Origin of the sequence: Citrobacter sp. wls717 (assembly GCF_005280955.1) — a bacterium.
Lineage (GTDB): Bacteria > Pseudomonadota > Gammaproteobacteria > Enterobacterales > Enterobacteriaceae > Citrobacter > Citrobacter werkmanii.
Window position 1 is genome coordinate 416931 of the sequence record NZ_SZWW01000007.1, and the last position, 18999, is coordinate 435929.

The following is an 18999-nucleotide window of genomic DNA, read 5'->3' on the forward strand; positions in this document are numbered from 1 at the left end:
CATGATAAATGATTGAATGGATTATCCGCCGTTCAGTGGCAAACCGCTTCCTGGTGATGATGGGGGCGCTGTTTCTCAGCATCTGGGGAACCTGGACCATCATTAACACCCCGGTTGATGCGCTGCCCGATCTCTCTGATGTCCAGGTGATAGTCAAAACCAGCTACCCCGGACAGGCGCCGCAAATCGTCGAGAATCAGGTCACTTACCCGCTGACCACCACCATGCTGTCGGTACCGGGCGCGAAGACGGTGCGCGGCTTCTCGCAGTTTGGCGATTCCTATGTGTACGTCATTTTCGAGGATGGCACCGATCCTTACTGGGCACGCTCGCGCGTACTGGAATATCTCAACCAGGTGCAGGGAAAATTGCCGGCAGGCGTTAGTGCCGAAATGGGACCGGACGCCACGGGCGTCGGCTGGATCTTTGAATATGCGCTGGTGGATCGCAGCGGAAAACATGACCTCGCGGAATTACGTTCTCTTCAGGACTGGTTTTTAAAATATGAGTTAAAAACGATTCCTAACGTGGCGGAAGTGGCCTCGGTGGGCGGCGTGGTTAAACAGTACCAGGTGGTTATCGACCCGATGAAGCTGACGCAATATGGCATCAGCCTGGCGGAGGTGAAATCTGCGCTGGATACGTCAAATCAGGAAGCGGGCGGCTCGTCGGTGGAGATGGCTGAAGCCGAATATATGGTGCGCGCCAGTGGCTATCTGCAAACACTTGATGATTTCAATAATATCGTCCTGAAAACCGGGGCCGACGGTGTACCGGTTTATCTGCGCGATGTGGCACGCGTTCAGATTGGACCGGAAATGCGCCGCGGGATCGCCGAGCTGAACGGCGAAGGCGAAGTGGCGGGCGGGGTGGTTATCCTGCGCTCCGGTAAAAATGCGCGTGAGGTGATCTCCGCCGTTAAAGCCAAACTCGACACCCTGAAAAGCAGCCTGCCGGAAGGCGTTGAGGTAGTTACAACATACGATCGCAGTCAGCTTATCGATCGCGCCATTGATAACCTGAGCTACAAGCTACTGGAGGAGTTTATCGTCGTTGCGCTGGTGTGCGCGCTGTTCCTGTGGCATCTGCGTTCGGCATTGGTGGCGATTATTTCCCTGCCGTTGGGGCTGTGTATCGCGTTTATCGTGATGCATTTCCAGGGGCTGAACGCCAATATTATGTCGCTCGGGGGAATTGCCATTGCCGTCGGGGCGATGGTTGATGCGGCAATCGTGATGATTGAGAATGCCCATAAGCGGCTGGAAGAGTGGGGGCATCAACATCCGGGTGAAACGCTGGATAACGCCACGCGCTGGAAGGTCATTACTGACGCCTCGGTGGAAGTCGGCCCGGCATTGTTTATCAGCCTGCTGATAATTACGTTGTCGTTTATCCCTATTTTCACCCTTGAAGGGCAGGAAGGGCGGCTGTTTGGTCCGCTGGCGTTCACCAAAACCTATGCCATGGCGGGCGCGGCATTTCTGGCTATTGTGGTTATTCCGATCCTGATGGGATTCTGGATCCGCGGAAAAATACCGGCGGAAAGCAGTAACCCGCTTAACCGCTTTCTGATCCGTATTTACCATCCGCTATTGCTGAAGGTGCTGCACTGGCCCAAAACCACTCTCCTGGTAGCGGTGCTGTCAATACTGACGGTTATCTACCCGTTGAATAAAGTCGGTGGTGAATTCCTGCCGCAGATTAATGAAGGCGATTTGCTGTATATGCCTTCGACACTACCGGGGATCTCGGCGGCGCAGGCGGCGGACATGCTGCAAAAAACCGATAAGCTGATCATGACCGTTCCTGAAGTGGCGCGCGTATTTGGTAAAACCGGTAAAGCGGAAACCGCAACTGATTCCGCACCGCTGGAAATGGTTGAAACGACGATCCAACTGAAGCCGCAGGATCAGTGGCGTCCGGGTATGACGATGGACAAAATCATCGCCGAGCTGGATAAAACCGTGCGCTTGCCGGGGCTGGCGAATCTGTGGGTGCCACCAATTCGTAACCGTATCGACATGCTCTCTACCGGGATAAAAAGCCCTATCGGGATTAAAGTGTCAGGTAACGTGCTGGCTGATATCGATGCGACGGCGGAACAAATTGAAGAGGTGGCCAGAACCGTGCCAGGCGTCGCCTCTGCGTTAGCTGAGCGTCTGGTAGGGGGACGCTATCTCAATGTGGATATTAATCGTGAGAAAGCGGCTCGTTATGGCATGACCGTTGGCGATGTACAGCTGTTTGTGACCTCCGCTGTGGGGGGCGCGATGGTGGGCGAAACGGTAGAAGGGATCGCGCGTTATCCTATCAACCTTCGCTATGCGCAGAGCTATCGCGACAGCCCGCAAGCGCTGCGTAATCTGCCCATTCTGACCCCCATGAAACAGCAAATCACGCTGGCTGATGTGGCGGATGTCACGGTCGTTTCTGGGCCGTCAATGTTAAAAACAGAAGATGCGCGACCCACCAGTTGGATTTACATCGATGCCCGCGATCGTGACATGGTTTCGGTGGTGAACGATCTGCAAAAAGCGATCGCGGAAAAGGTGCAGTTAAAGCCGGGGACCAGCGTGGCGTTCTCCGGGCAGTTCGAACTGCTTGAACGCGCCAGCCATAAGCTCAAATTGATGGTGCCGATGACGCTGATGATTATCTTCGTCCTGCTTTATCTGGCTTTCCGTCGCTTTGGCGAAGCGCTGTTGATTATCACCAGCGTCCCCTTTGCCCTGGTAGGGGGCATCTGGTTCCTCTACTGGATGGGGTTCCATATGTCGGTCGCGACCGGAACCGGGTTTATTGCGTTGGCCGGCGTGGCCGCAGAGTTTGGCGTGGTGATGCTGATGTATCTGCGTCACGCCATTGAAGCAGAGCCTGCGCTGGAAAACCCGCAAACCTTTACGGCGGATAAACTGGATGAAGCGTTATATCACGGCGCTGTACTGCGCGTGCGCCCGAAAGCGATGACCGTGGCGGTGATTATCGCCGGTCTGTTGCCCATCTTGTGGGGGACGGGAGCCGGGTCAGAAGTGATGAGCCGCATAGCCGCGCCGATGATTGGCGGCATGATCACCGCGCCGCTGTTGTCGCTATTTATCATTCCGGCTGCGTATAAGCTGATGTGGCTGCACAGGCATCGCAAGCAAAAGTAACCTTCTCAATCATACGCCTGTCTTCGGTTTGTACCCCGAAGCAGGCGTAGCTCTATGCTTCCAGCGCTTTCACGCGTTTGCGGTACTCGCCCGGCGTACAGCCGAATTCGCGTAGAAAGACTTTATAAAACGATGACTCGCTGGCGTAGCCCACCGATTCAGCTACCACAATCAATGGTTGCGATCCGCGTGACAACATCTGAGCGGCGAATTGCAGGCGCAAAGTGGTTAACACTGCCATCGGTGTGGAGTTTGACACTTCACGGAATAATTGCGCAAAGCTGGCCCGCGACATGTGTACGCGCTTCGCCAGCTCTTCGACGGTCCATGCAAAGGACGGTGATTCGAGCATCAAAAACACCACAGATCCGAGTTTGGGGTGCAGCAGTAAATTCAACACGTTTTGTGCGGGCGATGCACTGGTTAACCACTCACGAACGGCTAAGGCGAACAGCGTGGCGCATTGTTGGCTGCATACAGCGCTGGAACCCGGCAGCCCACTAATGGATTCCTGTTGTAATAGCGCAATCACGGCCTTGAGCCAATGGCTGACGGGACTCTTTTCTTCAGGCGCCAGAATCAGTGCTTCCGGTAGCGCGGTTAAAAAATAGCGTGAGGTGGCGTGCAGTCGCAGGCTACCGCAAACGATATGCGTTTGTTCATCCCCGGACTGGCAAAGTCGATGGGCGGAGTTCTGCGGCAGGATAACAAGAGTCCCTGGCCGCAGGGTGAAAGATGTCCCGTCAGGCATGTCAAGTTGGGCTGCTCCCTGAGTGACTGTATGCCAGCGGATAACGGATAGCTCGCCCGCCGCATGCGGCAGTTGCCAGTTTCTGCTCAACAAACAGTTTTGATCGATCGAGCCTTGCGGGTCGTTAAGCATGAGTAATCGACTAAGGGCATCCATGAAGACTCCTGGGCAGTTTTAATCACTATTGGTTTGGCGGAATTATCTCGTCAATTTTAAATTAAAGTAATACCTTCAAGGTGTTAATTTATTATGCTTATGTGTTTCATGAAAAGAGGTTAAAAGTGATTTAGACGATTTAACAGTAATAAGCGCGTTCTGGATACATTTCCCTTGTCTGGTTACCCCTATACTTCAGTTCAACAAATGAACAGTGACCAGGCGGAGAGAGAGCATGAATCAGTATCAGGCGATTATTATTGGATTTGGCAAAGCGGGTAAAACGCTGGCAGCTACCCTGGCAAAAACGGGCTGGCGGGTGGCGATTGTTGAACAGTCGAACACCATGTATGGCGGGACATGCATCAACATCGGCTGTATTCCAACCAAAACCCTGGTACATGACGCTGAACTTCAACATGATTTTGCTGCGGCGATGCAGCGCAAGGCTGCCGTTGTCAGTTTCCTGCGCGATAAAAACTTCCATAATCTGGCCGACCTGGAAAATGTCGATGTGATCGACGGTCGTGCTGAGTTTGTCGATAACCATACTGTGCGAGTCGTGCAGTCAACAGGCGCGATTGAGCTAAGCGGCGAGAAGATCTTTATTAATACCGGCGCGCAGTCAACGGTTCCAGACGTGGAAGGGTTAACCACCACACCGGGGGTGTTTGACAGCACCGGGCTGTTGAATTTGACGCAACGGCCTGAACGTCTGGGAATTTTGGGTGGCGGTTACATTGGTGTGGAGTTCGCATCAATGTTTGCTAACTTCGGCAGCAAAGTTACCCTTTATGAAGCCGCTCCGCTGTTTTTAGCCCGTGAAGATCGGGATATTGCCGAAGCTATCGCCAGGATTTTACGCGACAAAGGCGTTGAGATTATCCTTAATGCCAACGTACAGGCGGTTTCGTCCGGGGACGGCGCGGTACAGGTGAAAATGCCGGGAGGCGTCCAGACCGTGGATGCGCTGCTGGTGGCATCGGGCCGCAAACCGGCGACCGAAAACCTGCAGTTGCAGAAAGCGGGTGTGGATGTAAACGACCGCGGCGCCATTATTGTGAATAAATATTTGCGTACCTCGGCAGATAATATTTGGGCAATGGGCGATGTTACCGGGGGGTTGCAGTTCACGTACATCTCACTGGATGACTTCCGCATTGTGCGTGACAACCTGTCAGGCGAGGGGAGACGTCACACCGGCGATCGTCAAAATGTACCGTATTCCGTCTTTATGACGCCGCCGCTTTCCCGCGTGGGGATGACCGAAGAACAGGCTCGCGCCAGCGGTGCTTCTGTGCAGGTAGTCACGCTGCCGGTCGCGGCGATTCCGCGTGCGCGAGTGATGGATGACACACGCGGCGTACTTAAAGCGGTGGTGGATAGTGAAACGAAACAGATATTAGGTGTTTCGCTATTATGTGTGGATTCACATGAGATGATTAATATCATCAAGACGGTTATGGATGCAGGATTACCCTATACAACCTTACGCGATCAAATATTTACCCATCCGAGTATGAGTGAATCATTAAACGATCTCTTTTCTCTCGTTAAATAATAAAAGCGTAGTCTGCATGTTTGCCCCACCCGTGTGGGGCTTTTTTTGTCTTTTTAACGGCTGGATACTCATTGACAGTTATTCTGGCGTCCTGGATGAAATAAAATAAATTGGCATGTTTTATTATATTGCCACTGAAATCACTGTTTAATGGAAATAGGAATGAACATGTTTAAAACTACGTTACTAATGACCGCGTTACTGACTGCACCGGTGACATTTTCCGCATTGGCGCAAACCGAAGTTGTCCATGTTAGCGTGTCTGCCATATCTGGTGCGCCTTCCGAGATAGAGGATGCTATTGCGAAACTGGCGCAGGAAAATAATGCAACGTCCTGGAAAATCACCTCAATGCGCATTGATGGCAGCACTCACGCAACGGCAATTTTATACAAGTGAGGAGAGCCTGCATGGAAAAGTATCTGCGTTTACTCAGTAAGGGCGATAAAATTGGATTAACCTTAATTCGCCTGAGCATTGCAATTGTTTTTATCTGGATTGGGTTATTAAAATTTGTACCTTACGAAGCTGACAGTATTACGCCATTTGTTGCTAATAGCCCGGTAATGTCATTTTTTTATGAACATCCAGAAGAGTATAAGCAGCATTTAACCCACGAAGGTGAGTTTAAGCCACAGGAGCGTGAATGGCAGGCGGCGAATAATACCTATACATTCTCCAATGGTCTGGGCGTAGTCGAAGTTCTTATCGCTTTATTGGTGCTGGCAAATCCTGTTAGCCGTTGGTTGGGATTAATTGGCGGCATACTGGCATTTGCTACGCCGATTGTTACCTTATCCTTTTTAATTACCACACCTGAGGCATGGGTAATGCCGTTGGGCGATTTACATCATGGTTTTCCGTACTTGTCCGGGGCCGGGCGTCTGGTATTGAAAGACACGCTAATGCTGGCGGGAGCAGTGATGATCATCGCAGACTCATCTCGATCAATAATTAAGCAGCGGTATTGAATTTTTAACATTGTACCCTCTGTAAGGTAGCAAGCCACTCTAGTTCTATTCGGTATTTGCCGGGCCAGCAGGATGCTGGCTTTTTTCTGACTTAAGGGAAATTTATTTAATATATAAAATGTAATTATTCACTTTATAACAATCACGCGTCAGGCTGTATTGGCAGTTAATGATATGAAGATGTAAGCATCATACGCACTGACGACAAAAGCGCGACAACCTGCGCATTGCCCAACCATCCCAACACCTTCATTTTTCTTTGTTTTTTTCTGTGCAATTCTTGCTATTTGTTATCTCAAAACAGCATCTTAAATAAAATTATTATTCATTTTTGTTATAGTTAATCCATAAGTTCGCGTGGTTTTAAGCGCGGCTTAAGCTAGAATTATCCTGATTAAATGTTTTTACGTATCAATAATTGGCTAAAGATAGTTAAAAACTTAATTTTTAACCAACTGTCTGACATGGAATCCACTATGGTAATTAAGCACCAGGGCGGATGCTGATCTCGCGTTTTTGGGTAACCAAAAGCGGGACATATCTTAAATATGGAAATAAGGGTTTTAGAATGAGCTTTGGATTAGCAAAGGACAACAAGTTTGAAATCATCGCTATCCTTCGTGAAGAGCTGCACAAGAAAACGAAACTGGAAGTCTTATGCGAAAACAGTAGCGTTATCACACAGCTAGAGAAGGTCGATTTCGAACGGTTTGTCATCTCCGGCCATGAAGAGATTGTGCCTGAAAAGGTCCAATACTTTATCCTGCACAGCGAAAGCGGGATTGTAAAATTTAGTGCCAGATTTGAACAAACTCCACCCGCAGGTGCGGAGGCAGGATTATCCTACCTCATCCCGGATATGATTTTCTTTGCCCAGCAGCGACAAAATCAGCGTTTTTCCTTCCTGAAGGGTTATGACTTTTTCTGTTTTGGTCGTTACAAAAACGGAGAAAACTACTCTTTCAGGATTAAAAACATCTCTCAGGGTGGCTGTGCGTTAATTGTTAAAGATGTAAATACCCGCTTTGTTTATAAAGATGCGGTGATTAAAAATGCCTCACTGGAGTTTGATACGTTTGGCAGTTTACAGCTGGATTTAAAAGTGATCGATGTCGTCACGATCAATGAGTTTGATGAGGATAATCAGTTGTACTCCTGTCATCAGATCTCGTGTGAGTTCGATTTTAAAAATCGTCGTGAAGAGGCTGAAGTCGAGAAAATTATTATCAAATTTTTAATGAGTAACAAGATCAGAAGCTTATAAGGAGCGGTAAACAGGATGTTGATGTGTGGCAATGATAATTTTGTGGGCAACGGTATGTTCGCCTACCTGACCAGCAAACATGTACCTGTACAAACATTCCAGTTTGAGGATATGTTGCATCAGTCATCATTATGTCAGCATCAAACCATGATTTTTAATATCATTAATAATGAACAACCGTGTTCAGACGTCGTACAGTTTCTGAATAAAAATCGATTCAAGTTCTATAATAACGTCGTAGTCATTGTAGCTGACAGTTTGGTGGCGAAATTATGCGTGGAGTTATTATATATTGAGAAAGCAATAGTGTTGACTGAGAAATCTTCACTGCGAGATTTCGGTCAATTGGCGACGTTGTCAGTCGGGAAATGGAATCCCCGGCTGTATCGTTCGCAGAAAAGGTTAACCGAAAGGGAACAGCAGATCCTGAGTTTGCTGGTAAGTGGCTATACCGCTAAAGAAATTTCTGAGTTAGTGAGCCTTAACTATAAAACCATTCAGGCTCATAAAATGCGCGTCGTCGCCAAGTTGGGACTGAACAATACTTCTGATTTAAATAAATTAATTGTCAGATTCACCCATCGGATGTCTTTTTTACCCTAGTCTGGTGATTCTTTTCTGATGTAAAACATATCATAGTAGATATAATTCGGGAGCGATGCTGACTGGTTTTAAATTTTATGATTTGTAGAGGTAGAGGGAATGTTTAATTCCAACGAGGTGCTCACCGCGCTTGAACAGGCATTGAATACCAGTCAGTTTTATATGGTTTATCAGCCCATTTTTAATTTGCACACTCAGCAAATTAGCGGATTTGAAGCATTAATGCGTTGGAACAGCCCTCAGATGGGGATGATCTCTCCCGATATTTTTATTACGTTATTGGAAGACAGTGGCAATATCATTTCAATTGAAGACATGGTTACCCATACCCCCTGGGATGTGGCGACGTCCTGGCCCGATCCTCTTGTATTATCAATCAATATTTCCGCACTTGAATTTTGTGACCCTCTCTTACCGCAACGCGTCAGACGTAATCTCACCCTCTGTGGACTACCGCCTTATCGATGCCAAATTGAGGTTACGGAAACGTCACCACTGCGCGACAGCCAGATAGCGGTTAACAATATGCTGGAGCTAAAGGAGATCGGGGTTAAACTCGCTCTTGATGATTTTGGTACCGGTCACGCAAATCTTAATTATCTGCTGAAGTATCCTTTTGATACCCTAAAAATTGATAAGGAATTTGTTGCTGGCATTGAGCCCGATACCCGATCGACAAAGATTGTTGAGGGCATTATTTCACTGGCGCACAATTTTGGTATTGAAGTTCTTGCTGAAGGGGTGGAAACCCAGTCCCAACTGGACCGTTTAACGCAGATTGGTTGTGACAAAATTCAGGGCTTTTTCATTTCTCCGCCGGTGTTAGCAGAAGAAATCCCGTTACTCCTGACGCAGTATAATCATTAATCCCACCTTTTTACGTTTCCCAAACCCTTGATTGTTCTACGTTGTCGTTAAGTTCGTAGGACTGATAAGCGTAGCGCATCTGGCAGCCCTGAAAGGCAAAAAAAAGCCCCCTGCAGAACAGAGGGCTGGTGAGTTTATGACTGCTTAGAACGATTTCTTAAAGCCAATGGAAGCATTGATCGGTGCTTCAACTTGCGACTTACTGCCACCGTTGCTGAATTGCGTACCCAGTTCACCGTAGACCTGCACGTTTCTGTCGATTGACCAGGACAGACCGGCCGCAACTTCGGTGCTGGAGTACTGCTGTGAGGATTCGAGCGTGGTGGTGGCGACCGCATTGCTAAAGTGCGTTTTGTCTTTTGAACCCAGACCCTGCCAGACGTTTACCCTGCCGTACGGCTGGAATTTGCCATGGTTGGTGTCATAGTCAGCAACCAGACGTACGCCCAGACGGGCGGTAAAGGAATCAGCGGTATCCATTTTCACTTTCGTTTGGGTCACACCATCAAGCCGACCATTATCAAAATCGCTGTATTGGTAGATTAACTGAGCCTGAGGTTCCAGACTCCAGGCGCTTGAACCCAGACGGAACGATTTACCCACCTCCGTTGACGCCGTCAGCGTGTTGCCTTTGACGGTATAAGAACCGTTGTTCCCGGTCGCCGCCAGGCGAGATTTATGGTTACCGTACTGCAGGACGTTATCAACATACATCCCGTCGCCCGAGAACCAGGTGGCGTAACCGCCGACGTAAAACGCATTGTCATCGATGTTTCCGCCTTTGCCGTCGCTACCCGTCTTCGTGCCTTTCACATTGCTGTCGATGTCAAGGATGCTGGTATACATCCCGGCTTTCCAGCTTTCGTTAGCATACATATCGACGCCGACCTGGATACCCATAGTATGGGAGCTGGTTTGCGTCCCGGCCGCATCGTCCAGTTTGGTTTTACCGGAGTAACCAAGCATTCTCGCCCAAGCGCGATTATCTTCATCAATGCCCGGTTTAACCTCGTCGCCCATACGTTGGTGCATGTTACCCAGCAGACTAATGTCACCCTGACGCACGACGCTGGCAAGGCCTGAATACAGCATGGTTTCCGGACGATATTCGCTTCTCAGATACCAGTTTTCCCCCTGACCCTGAGCATTACCCGCATGCAGTTGGTACTCAAACGCGCCTGCTGCCATACGATCGGCGGCCAGGTGGAAGGCGTCGCGCGACGTTTGCGCGGTGGTGGTGGCGCCATTGAGGGCCGTGACCACCTCGATACCATCCCCGACGGTCGGTGCGCCGAGGCCAGAACCATCAACGTCCAGCAGCGTACTCCCGCTGGCTTTACCGCCATCAATAATCAGACGGTCGGCAATACCTGCACCGCTACCATTCTGAATGGCCGCCATGTTGATGATCCCTTTTTCGCCGACGTAATCCCCTTTGACGGTTAACGTTGTGCCAGTCTGCTGGCCGATGAGCGAGACATCACCGCCGTTGCTCAGGCCTGCGACGGTCTGGTTGTATCCCTGCGTGTTCAACATGGTGTCAGCGACAACGTAGTGGTGTGACGCGCTACTCAGGGTGTTGGTATTACCCGCCTGCAGTACGCCGTTGGCAATCAACGTTGCGCCGCTGTAGCTGTTTTCACCTTGCAGTTCCGTAATACCGCTGCCGGTCTGGTGCAACTGGCCTTTACCGCTGATATTGCCCGTTAACGCCAGGGTATCCGCGCGATCAACCTTGAGTACGCCGTTATCAACGATATCTCCCTGAATGCTGCCGATGTTACCGCCATTACCCAGCTGTAAAACGCCTTGTTCGATGGTAGTGCCCCCGGTGTAGGTATTATCCAGCGTCAGGGTGAGGGAGCCTTTACCGGTTTTGGTCAGATGACCATTACCTTCGACTTCCGTCAGCAGGGAAACGTTATGTCCGTTGGTATCGAATGTCCCGCCGCCGGATTCCAGTGTCACCTGACGGGCGGTATCAAATGCTTCGCCATACTTCAGCGTACCGCCGTTGAAGGTAATACCCGTCTCTGGCGCGCCAAGGTTGGTATCCCCCGCCACCTGCAACGTACCTGAGGTGATGGTGGTTCCACCGCTGTAGGTGTTGTCGCCAGTAAGGATCAGCGTCCCGAGATCACCTTTATTCAGGCCGCCGGTACCGCGGATCACGCTGTCGATAGTTGCGGTGTAGTTTGCGCCGTCTACCGTGCCATCGCCGACGCGAATCAGCGTGTTCGCTGTGTCGGTGGTAATGGCCTCACCACCCACGCGATAGCCATCGGTGGCGAACTGTGCGCCGCTAATGATAACGTCGCCTTTGCTGTTATCGACGGTGACGTTGCCCGCTTCACCCTGGAAGACGGCGAAGGCGGCATCGGTAAACGGTGCATTCAGCGCGCCTTCTGGCGTGGATTCATCCGTGGTCCAGTTGTCGTTACCCTGGCTGGATTGCCAGATACCGTCGCCGCCGTTGATGACGCCGTTGTTTTTCAGCTCGCCATTCTCACCGCCGGTGCCGTCCCAGAAGCGCAGCGTCAGTCCGGCATGGTTGACCAGGTTAACCTGGTTGTTAACCGAGGTTTGCACGTACAGGCTGTCTGCGGCTTCCGGCGCGTTGGCAATGTCCATCACATTGTTGGTCAAGGTGCCGGTGTAGTTGATGACGCGGTAAACGCCCACGTCAAAGCTGCCGCCCGGCGAGGTCTCGATATTGAGCTTACCGTCGAGCGTCAGGTCGCCATTCACATCAATCAGGTCGTTGAAGGCACCGCCTGGGGTATAAGCCTGACCAAACTGATAATCCAGTTGGGCGTTATCCCTCAGCGTCAGTGAACCGGTGGTCAGTTTACCCACGCTGTTGATGGCGGCGCCAGCAGTAATATGACCGTCGTCCAGCACGTCAACTGCGCCGCCGATAATACCGTTCCCGCCGAGCGTCGCGCCGGATTTAACCGTTACCTGACCGGTCGCGGCAGACTGGTTGCCGTTGACCAGCAGCACGCCTTCATTGACGTCCGTGGTGCCGGTGTAAGTGTTATCGCCTGTCAGCGTTAAGGTGCCGTCACCGATTTTCACCAGGCTACCGTCGTTACCGCTGATAATGCCGCTGATGGTGTCATCAAGTTGCAGATTCCCCAGCGACAATGCTTTATTGCCCAATTCGACATTCCCCGCGCCGGACAACGAGCCGATAGACGTTGCGCTGTCGACCGCGCTGATATCGACCTTACCGCCCACCAGGTTTTTAACGACGGTATTTTCCGCCATCGCCAGGTCGGCAAAGGTCATCAGTCCGCTGTTATTCACGCTGGCATTGCCGCCGCTGGCATTCTCTTCCAGAGCCAGCGTACTGTCTTTTGCCACGTTAACCGTCGCGTTTCCTGCGGTGGCGTTGTCGGTTAACAGCGCTTTTGCAGCGCCAGTCAGGTTGAGTTTGGCGCTTGCGGCGGTGACATTATCCGCCAGCGTTAACAGGCTGTCGGCGATGTTCATGGTCAGGGATTTCAGACTGGTCTCTGTCCCGCTGACATTGAGCGTCGCCCCCTTATTGACGTTCACGGTGCTGCTTTCATTGCTACCAAAGGCCCCGGTTTTGCTGACGTTGACCGTGACATTGTTGGCATTACCCGTACCGGCGATTTCGGTATCGCCTTTGTAGCTGTTGGCGCGATCGAGCGACAAGGTGCTGCCCGCATCGCTTGAGCTGCTGGTGACTTTCAGTTTACCGTCGCCGGTAATCTCACCGGCTGGCGTGAAGTGGCGCGAATTGAGGTCAAACACCGCCGCGTTATCACTCGCTCCCAGCTCGATAGTGCGATTGCTGGTCAGGTCCGCGCCCATCTGCAGGGTGGAGCCGTTGTTAATAACCAGATCGGTTCCGCTTTGGCCGAGGTTGCTGTCAGAGGAAATCTGCAACGTACCGCCATCAATGCGCGTGCCGCCGCGATACTCGTTATCACCGCTGAGGATCAGACGACCAAGGTCGGTTTTCACCAGCGTCAGTTTGTCAGTCGTGCTGGCTTCGCGGATCACCGACTCAATGGCCGCGGTATAGTTTTGACCCGCGCCACCGGCGCCAACGCGCAGCAGCAGTTCACCGGTGCCTGGCGTCTGGCCTGCATGGGGCGCGTTTTCTGTGGTGGCATACGCGTTAAGCGCATCACCTTTAACGATATAGCCATCGGCGTCAAACTGCGCCCCGGAGAAGTTAACTTCGCCCGCGGCGTTATCCACGGTAACGGTTCCGCCTTTGGTGGTGAAGACGGCAAAGGATTTCTGCGCCCAGGGGGCGTTACCTTCACCGGTTGCCGTAGTCCAGTTGTTATCTCCCTGGCTGCCGATCGCCATCCATTTGCCATCGCCGCCGTCAATTTTGCTGTTGCCTTCAATGCCCGATGCGCCATGGCTCTGATTGACGGTTGCGCCGTCCCAGAACTGCAGGGTAACGCCGTTGGCATTCACCAGGTTGACCTGTTTGTCGATAGAGGTCTGGACAAAAATATTACTCTTATCCTGGCTGTCCGGTATTACGCCCAGCTCAAGCGTCTGGTTATCCAGCGTGCCGCCGTAGTTATAGATACGATATACGCCCGGTCCGAAGTTACCGCCCTGTGAAGTGGTAACATCCAGGGTTCCGTCAAGCTGCAGATCGCCTGCGACGTTGACCAGATCGTTTAATGCACCGCCTGGCGTATAAGCGTTGCCCAGTTCGAAAGCGGAGGTCGTTTTGCTGCCAAGCTGCAGATTACCGTTAATGGTGAGCGTACCTGCACCGCCATCACCCGCGCTGAGGGTGGTGGCATCGTTCATCAATACATTGCCGCCGATAATGCCATTCCCACCAAGTGTGGATGTGCCGCTGACGGTCGTTGCGCCGCGCGCCGCGCTTTGATCGCCATTCACCAGCAGCGTACCGTTGGTGACGGTGGTATCGCCGGTATAGGTGTTATTGCCGTTCAGACGGGTAATGCCGCCGCCGATTTGTTGCAGCGCGCCGATGCCAGAGATCACCCCGTTGAGCAGGACGTTGTTGGCGCGGTTGATCGCCAGCACGCCGTTGTCGATGATGTCAGATACGGCGCTGACTTCGCCCTCATTGCCGCCGTCACCCAACTGCAACGTACCGGTTTGCGCGATGGTGGTAGAGCCGGTGTAGCTGTTGTTGGCGGTAAACACCGTGGTGCCGCCCGCCGCACGTTCAAATTTCCCGTCGCCGCTGATGATGCCACGATAGATCTGCGCCGCTGACGCATCTCCCAGGGTATCGAAGATAACCCTGCTGCCTGCGCCTTGGGTCGTCACATCGTAATCGCCAATGCTGGCGGCAGTACTGGTCGGCTCAATGTGATCGCCGGTGCGCAGCGTTGCGCCATTGTTTACGGCAAGGGTTTTGCTCGCCAGACTCAGGTTTTCAACGATGCGTACATCCGCGTTTGATCCGCTGATGGTCAGGGAATCCCAGCCGGTGCCAATGTTGGTGCCGGTATTCAGGTTGTCGCTGGCAAGCGTGCCAATCTTCGCATCTTTCGTATTGGTGAAGGTGAGGGCATTGCCCGTACCCGCAGCGGTAATGATGTGGCGCGTTTTATCCAGTATTACATTGCCGATGTTGGCTTTATTGTTGCCGCCAGTGCCAGCGAAATTCACTTCGCCCGCATAGGAACCGCTGCGCCAGTTGAAGGTATCTCTGCCTTCGCCGGTATTGATTACGCCGCTGGTGATACCGCCGCTGATATCAATGGTGTCATTGCCTTTACCAGACTGAATAGCCACCGCCGTGTCGTTGATGGCCTGAAGGGTACCGGTATTGGTGATTTTTTTCTTGCTGTCGCCGCTGGCGTCAATCACCGGTGAGGTCGTGCTGGCAGAAATAATCTTCCCGCTGTTGGTTAATGCGCTGACGTTTTTCGCGATGATCGCAGAACCGCCTGCGCTGTTATGTACGTTGATGTCGGCACTGGTCGTGACCTGGCCATCCGTGTTGGCGCGGATACCGCTGCCTTCGCTGTTTCGCACCTCAACGGTATAGCCTTTGCCGATGGTCAGATCGCCCGTCACCGCGTCGCCATTGCGCTGCTCAAAGGCGAAACCGGTACCTTTCCCGTTGACGTTGAGGATGTTGTTCAGGCCATCGTTCATGGTCAGCGCGACGCTGGTGCGGATCCCTGGACCATCGTTGGAATCGATAGTGACATCACGCAGTGTGATATTGGTGTTGTTGGCATCGTTTTGAATACCGGCACCAGTCCCCTCAGCGCGAATCATCACGCTTTGCGCGGCCAGCGCGCCTGCACCCTCGGCCAGACGAATACCGTCAGCAGATCCATTAGTGATAATGCTGTCGCCAGTTTTACCGTTGATCAGCAGACTGGCCCCCTGGGTCAGCAGAACGCCAGCAGTACCATCATCAACCTGAATTTTGCCCAGCTTACTAATCTGCGCGTTAGAGCCTGAGGCGCGTACGCCGATGCCGTTGCTGACATGCAGGGCGCTGGAGGAGTTATTGGTTAAGTTCCCGCCTTGTTGCACATCAACGCCGATGCTGTCGACGCTGGCCAGATCGATGATCGATTTGGTATCGAGGAGCAGGTTGCCCAGATTTCTCGCCACATAGGCAATAACCTTGTTGCCGCTGGCTTCAGAGGTAATCTTCGCGTTTGAGGTGAGGGTGGTGCTCGTGGCATTCCCCTGCGTGTCGCCATTCAATTGATGCGCCTGACCATCCACCACCCCGGCAACGGTGCTTTCACCGGTTAAATTGATGGTGGTTTTATCGCTGATGGTACCGTTGGCGCCGCCTTCGATGATCAGCGCTGCGGAGTTGGTGCCCTTAACGGTAAACGTCGCTTCCCCGGTATCTACGCTACTGCCTGCGCCGGTGGCGAGCACGCCAACAGAATTGTTGCCGCTGAGCGTCAGATTTAGGTCAGAAGTGGACTGATCTTTCGGGTTAGTCGTATTACCGGCCAACAATGCGCCATTGGCGATACGGAAAATAGTGGTGCGATCCTGGCCGTTGTCATTCATCACCGCCTGCCCAATATTGGCGGTCGCGCCTTTACCATACAGGTAATAACCAATCTGATCGGTGTTGTTGAACGCCGGGCTACTCAGACTATCGACGTTAGCGATGGCGTTATCACGCACGTGTACGCCGATGTTACCTGCCTGATTCAGGGTGATATCAGAATAGACATTGACCGTTGCCTGACCGTTGGTGCCGCCTTCTGCCCAAATAGCATAGTTTCGGTTACCGACGCCGCCGTCACCGTCTACTACGATAGAACCAGAAGCGCTGGTGGTGACTTCGGCATTTTTCTTATTGGCGCTGACGTGGATCCCGACGTTATTGTTGCCATTAACGTTAATTTTGCCGTCATTTCTAATGATCTGACCATTCTCTGCGCCACTGTCACGCACAGTGATGCCGTAGTTCTTGCTGGTGCCTCCACGGCCATCGCCATTGATTGCGATAGTGCCGGTATTCAGCACATTACCTGTTGCATTGCCGATCAGGATCCCGGCGGCGTTACGTATGCCGACGCCAAGGGTGATGAGACCATTGTTAATCACCTCTTTGGCGCTTTTGGTCATGATACCGGCGCTTGGGCTGGAACCGCCTGGCAGTATGGCATCCTGGGAGGAATTATTAGCATCGCGGCCAAGGTAAATAGAGGCATTCTGGGTGTTGGTAAATGTGGCGTTGTCGGCGACTTCTACGCCAAAGGCGGTGCCGTTACCAAAGGGGTTATTGTTTTTGTGTCCGTTGACGATATTGATATCGCCGTTATTAGTGCCTTGCGCGTCGTTGGACAACTGCATACCAATGGCCAGCGTCAACGAAGTCTCGGGATCGTCTTTACTCCAGGGATCGGCAGCAGAAGCGGTACCGAAGTTATCGGTAGTAATCGCCTGGTTGATTGTGCCTTCGTTGGTAATTACGCTGGCGCCTTGCCCCTGCATGCCAAATGCACCGTAGCTGTTGACGTTTTGGTTACCGTCCTTATCAATAAACAGCCCGGCGTTAATCGTTCCGTGGTTGGTTGCCGTCGCATCTTTCGCCAGCATGCCAATTGCCAGGCTCTGGCCGGTAGAGGTACGCAATGCGTTCAGTTCGCCCAGGTTAGTGATAACCCCGCCGTCAATGGCTTTCATCACGCCATTAATACTGCCGTCTACGGCGATCATCGCATCTTTATTCAACGTACCGGCGGTACCTGCGCCGTTGGCATAGATAGCGTGTAGCTCACCGCGTTCGGCGGTCGTGTTATTGCTATGCGACTCGCCATCGGTCCAGACGTCGTAATCCCAGGAGATAACATCAGATGACTTACCTGAAGTCAGTAAGTCATCTATCAGCTCAGCATACTTCGCTTGCGCGGCGGAGACGGTTGTGATTTGACTGTCTTCAACATCCAGCCACAACTGGATCTGACTGACTTTTTGTCCATCCGGTTTTTGCGCGGCATCATCGCTTTCGCCTAACAACCAGCTATTGAACTCAGCCAGTTCCGCAGCCGTGGTAATTGAGAACGTTTTTTCCCCCGTTTCGATCACCTCGCCAGCGTCGTTATAGCCATATGTCATCAGCGTTACATCGCCGCCAAATACGGAGGTCGTCCTGGAACCGTTAAACGTTTTGGTCGGAATAACGGGGGCGGCGTTAAATTTGATGTAGTTATCGGATTGCCAGTTCACCTGGCTGTTGGCGCCTTGCGCTTCCAGCAGCGAGGAATCTTTAGCCAGTAATTCGATGGTATTGGCTTTGTCACGTACATGAAGCGTATCGTTGCCAATATTCAGATTGGCCGTGGCGCCATTGGTCGCCAACGCGATGCCAAATTGCTTATAGATTTGCGTTTGTTGCGCATCATACGTATTTAAAACAGCATCGCCGATTTGTGACTCAGTGATAAACCCGGCTAACGCGCTGGTATCAAAAACTTTAATGGTTTCTGGCTCTCCTGGGAGCGCCGGATCAAAAATATCAAAGTCCGTGCTTTGCGAAGGCTTCGCTGACTGGGTATGAGTCAGGTATTCTGCCAGCTCTTCCTCTGTAGAGATTGTTTTTACGCTCTGGTCAGGGCTGGTAGCTTTAAGCGTGATTTTGCCGGTTTGCAGCAGCTCCCGGATAGTCGTTGACTCAACAACGCCGCTTTGGCCAGGGGTAATCGTCGGGATCGCGCCGCTGATATTGAGCGCCTGACCAGTGGTATTATCTTCATATAAGAAGCCGTAGTTATGAATTCCCTCATAAACGCCAGCGGAAATTCCTCGCTGGTAGTCAGTAGAAATATCATGATCGCCGATATCAATAATCGGATCAGCCGAGGCCATCATCGACGCTCCGCTTAATGCGCCAGCAGCGAGGACGGCGACAGTTTTACGTGAACTACTTTTTTTCTTGCCTTTAGTTAATTCAGAAACGACCACCCAGATGCCGAGCGCCGCGTTCCAAATAATGCTGTAAACTTTGTTCATATATAACCCTCGTCTACATTCCTGTTATGTATGTGTTAATACGTTGAGTTGTTGGCTATGATTGGCCCGCGGATGCGCTACCCGGCATATTGATTTTTGGGAATAGGGCTCCCTTCCGAGCGTTGCGGAATTAAAAATGAGCCGAAAGGAAAGATTTAAATAATAACCGTGATAATTGTCCTTAAATAAGT

Annotated in this window: 9 protein-coding genes; 7 read left to right on the forward strand and 2 right to left on the reverse strand. The window is 51.8% G+C overall.

Features of this window, described 5'->3' with window-relative positions; all coding sequences use genetic code 11:
* Nucleotides 1–8: 8 nt before the first annotated feature.
* The gene (locus tag FDX09_RS06705; protein WP_110498597.1) at nucleotides 9–3152 is read left to right on the forward strand and encodes a CusA/CzcA family heavy metal efflux RND transporter; all 3144 of its coding nucleotides are present in this window, start codon (nucleotides 9–11) and stop codon (nucleotides 3150–3152) included.
* A gap of 52 nt (nucleotides 3153–3204) precedes the next feature.
* On the opposite strand, the gene rclR is transcribed toward FDX09_RS06705, so the two are convergent.
* A complete protein-coding gene (gene rclR / locus FDX09_RS06710) occupies nucleotides 3205–4059 on the reverse strand; it encodes a reactive chlorine-specific transcriptional regulator RclR (RefSeq protein WP_085047574.1) in 855 nt (284 codons plus the stop codon).
* 235 nt (nucleotides 4060–4294) lie between these two features.
* On the opposite strand from rclR, the gene rclA reads away from it, so the two are divergent.
* From rclA to FDX09_RS06740, 6 genes are all read left to right on the forward strand, one after another.
* Nucleotides 4295–5620: a reactive chlorine resistance oxidoreductase RclA gene (gene rclA, locus FDX09_RS06715; protein WP_121528727.1), complete on the forward strand. Its 1326-nt coding sequence runs from the start codon at nucleotides 4295–4297 to the stop codon at nucleotides 5618–5620.
* A gap of 168 nt (nucleotides 5621–5788) precedes the next feature.
* The gene (gene rclB / locus FDX09_RS06720) at nucleotides 5789–6019 is read left to right on the forward strand and encodes a reactive chlorine resistance periplasmic protein RclB (protein ID WP_038643060.1); all 231 of its coding nucleotides are present in this window, start codon (nucleotides 5789–5791) and stop codon (nucleotides 6017–6019) included.
* Nucleotides 6020–6030: 11 nt separating this feature from the next.
* Nucleotides 6031–6591 (forward strand): reactive chlorine resistance membrane protein RclC, encoded by a 561-nt coding sequence (rclC, locus tag FDX09_RS06725; RefSeq protein WP_038638553.1) that lies wholly within the window; start codon nucleotides 6031–6033, stop codon nucleotides 6589–6591.
* 568 nt (nucleotides 6592–7159) lie between these two features.
* The gene (locus FDX09_RS06730; RefSeq protein WP_085047572.1) at nucleotides 7160–7855 is read left to right on the forward strand and encodes a pilus assembly protein PilZ; all 696 of its coding nucleotides are present in this window, start codon (nucleotides 7160–7162) and stop codon (nucleotides 7853–7855) included.
* A gap of 21 nt (nucleotides 7856–7876) precedes the next feature.
* Nucleotides 7877–8458, forward strand: coding sequence for a LuxR family transcriptional regulator (locus tag FDX09_RS06735; RefSeq protein WP_170973229.1), 582 nt, complete (start codon nucleotides 7877–7879; stop codon nucleotides 8456–8458).
* Nucleotides 8459–8557: 99 nt separating this feature from the next.
* Nucleotides 8558–9325: an EAL domain-containing protein gene (locus tag FDX09_RS06740; protein WP_038638561.1), complete on the forward strand. Its 768-nt coding sequence runs from the start codon at nucleotides 8558–8560 to the stop codon at nucleotides 9323–9325.
* Nucleotides 9326–9469: 144 nt separating this feature from the next.
* On the opposite strand, the gene FDX09_RS06745 is transcribed toward FDX09_RS06740, so the two are convergent.
* Entirely contained in the window at nucleotides 9470–18808 is a 9339-nt protein-coding gene (locus FDX09_RS06745) for an autotransporter outer membrane beta-barrel domain-containing protein (protein ID WP_137346955.1), read from the reverse strand.
* Between the last annotated feature and the right edge of the window lie 191 nt (nucleotides 18809–18999).

Coding starts and splice junctions, on each gene's coding strand:
- rclB (WP_038643060.1), top strand. CDS start 5,789: ATGTTTAAAACTACGTTACTAATGACCGCGTTACTGACTGCACCGGTG.
- rclC (WP_038638553.1), top strand. CDS start 6,031: ATGGAAAAGTATCTGCGTTTACTCAGTAAGGGCGATAAAATTGGATTA.
- rclR (WP_085047574.1), bottom strand. CDS start 4,059: ATGGATGCCCTTAGTCGATTACTCATGCTTAACGACCCGCAAGGCTCG.
- rclA (WP_121528727.1), top strand. CDS start 4,295: ATGAATCAGTATCAGGCGATTATTATTGGATTTGGCAAAGCGGGTAAA.
- FDX09_RS06705 (WP_110498597.1), top strand. CDS start 9: ATGATTGAATGGATTATCCGCCGTTCAGTGGCAAACCGCTTCCTGGTG.
- FDX09_RS06740 (WP_038638561.1), top strand. CDS start 8,558: ATGTTTAATTCCAACGAGGTGCTCACCGCGCTTGAACAGGCATTGAAT.
- FDX09_RS06735 (WP_170973229.1), top strand. CDS start 7,877: ATGTGTGGCAATGATAATTTTGTGGGCAACGGTATGTTCGCCTACCTG.
- FDX09_RS06745 (WP_137346955.1), bottom strand. CDS start 18,808: ATGAACAAAGTTTACAGCATTATTTGGAACGCGGCGCTCGGCATCTGG.
- FDX09_RS06730 (WP_085047572.1), top strand. CDS start 7,160: ATGAGCTTTGGATTAGCAAAGGACAACAAGTTTGAAATCATCGCTATC.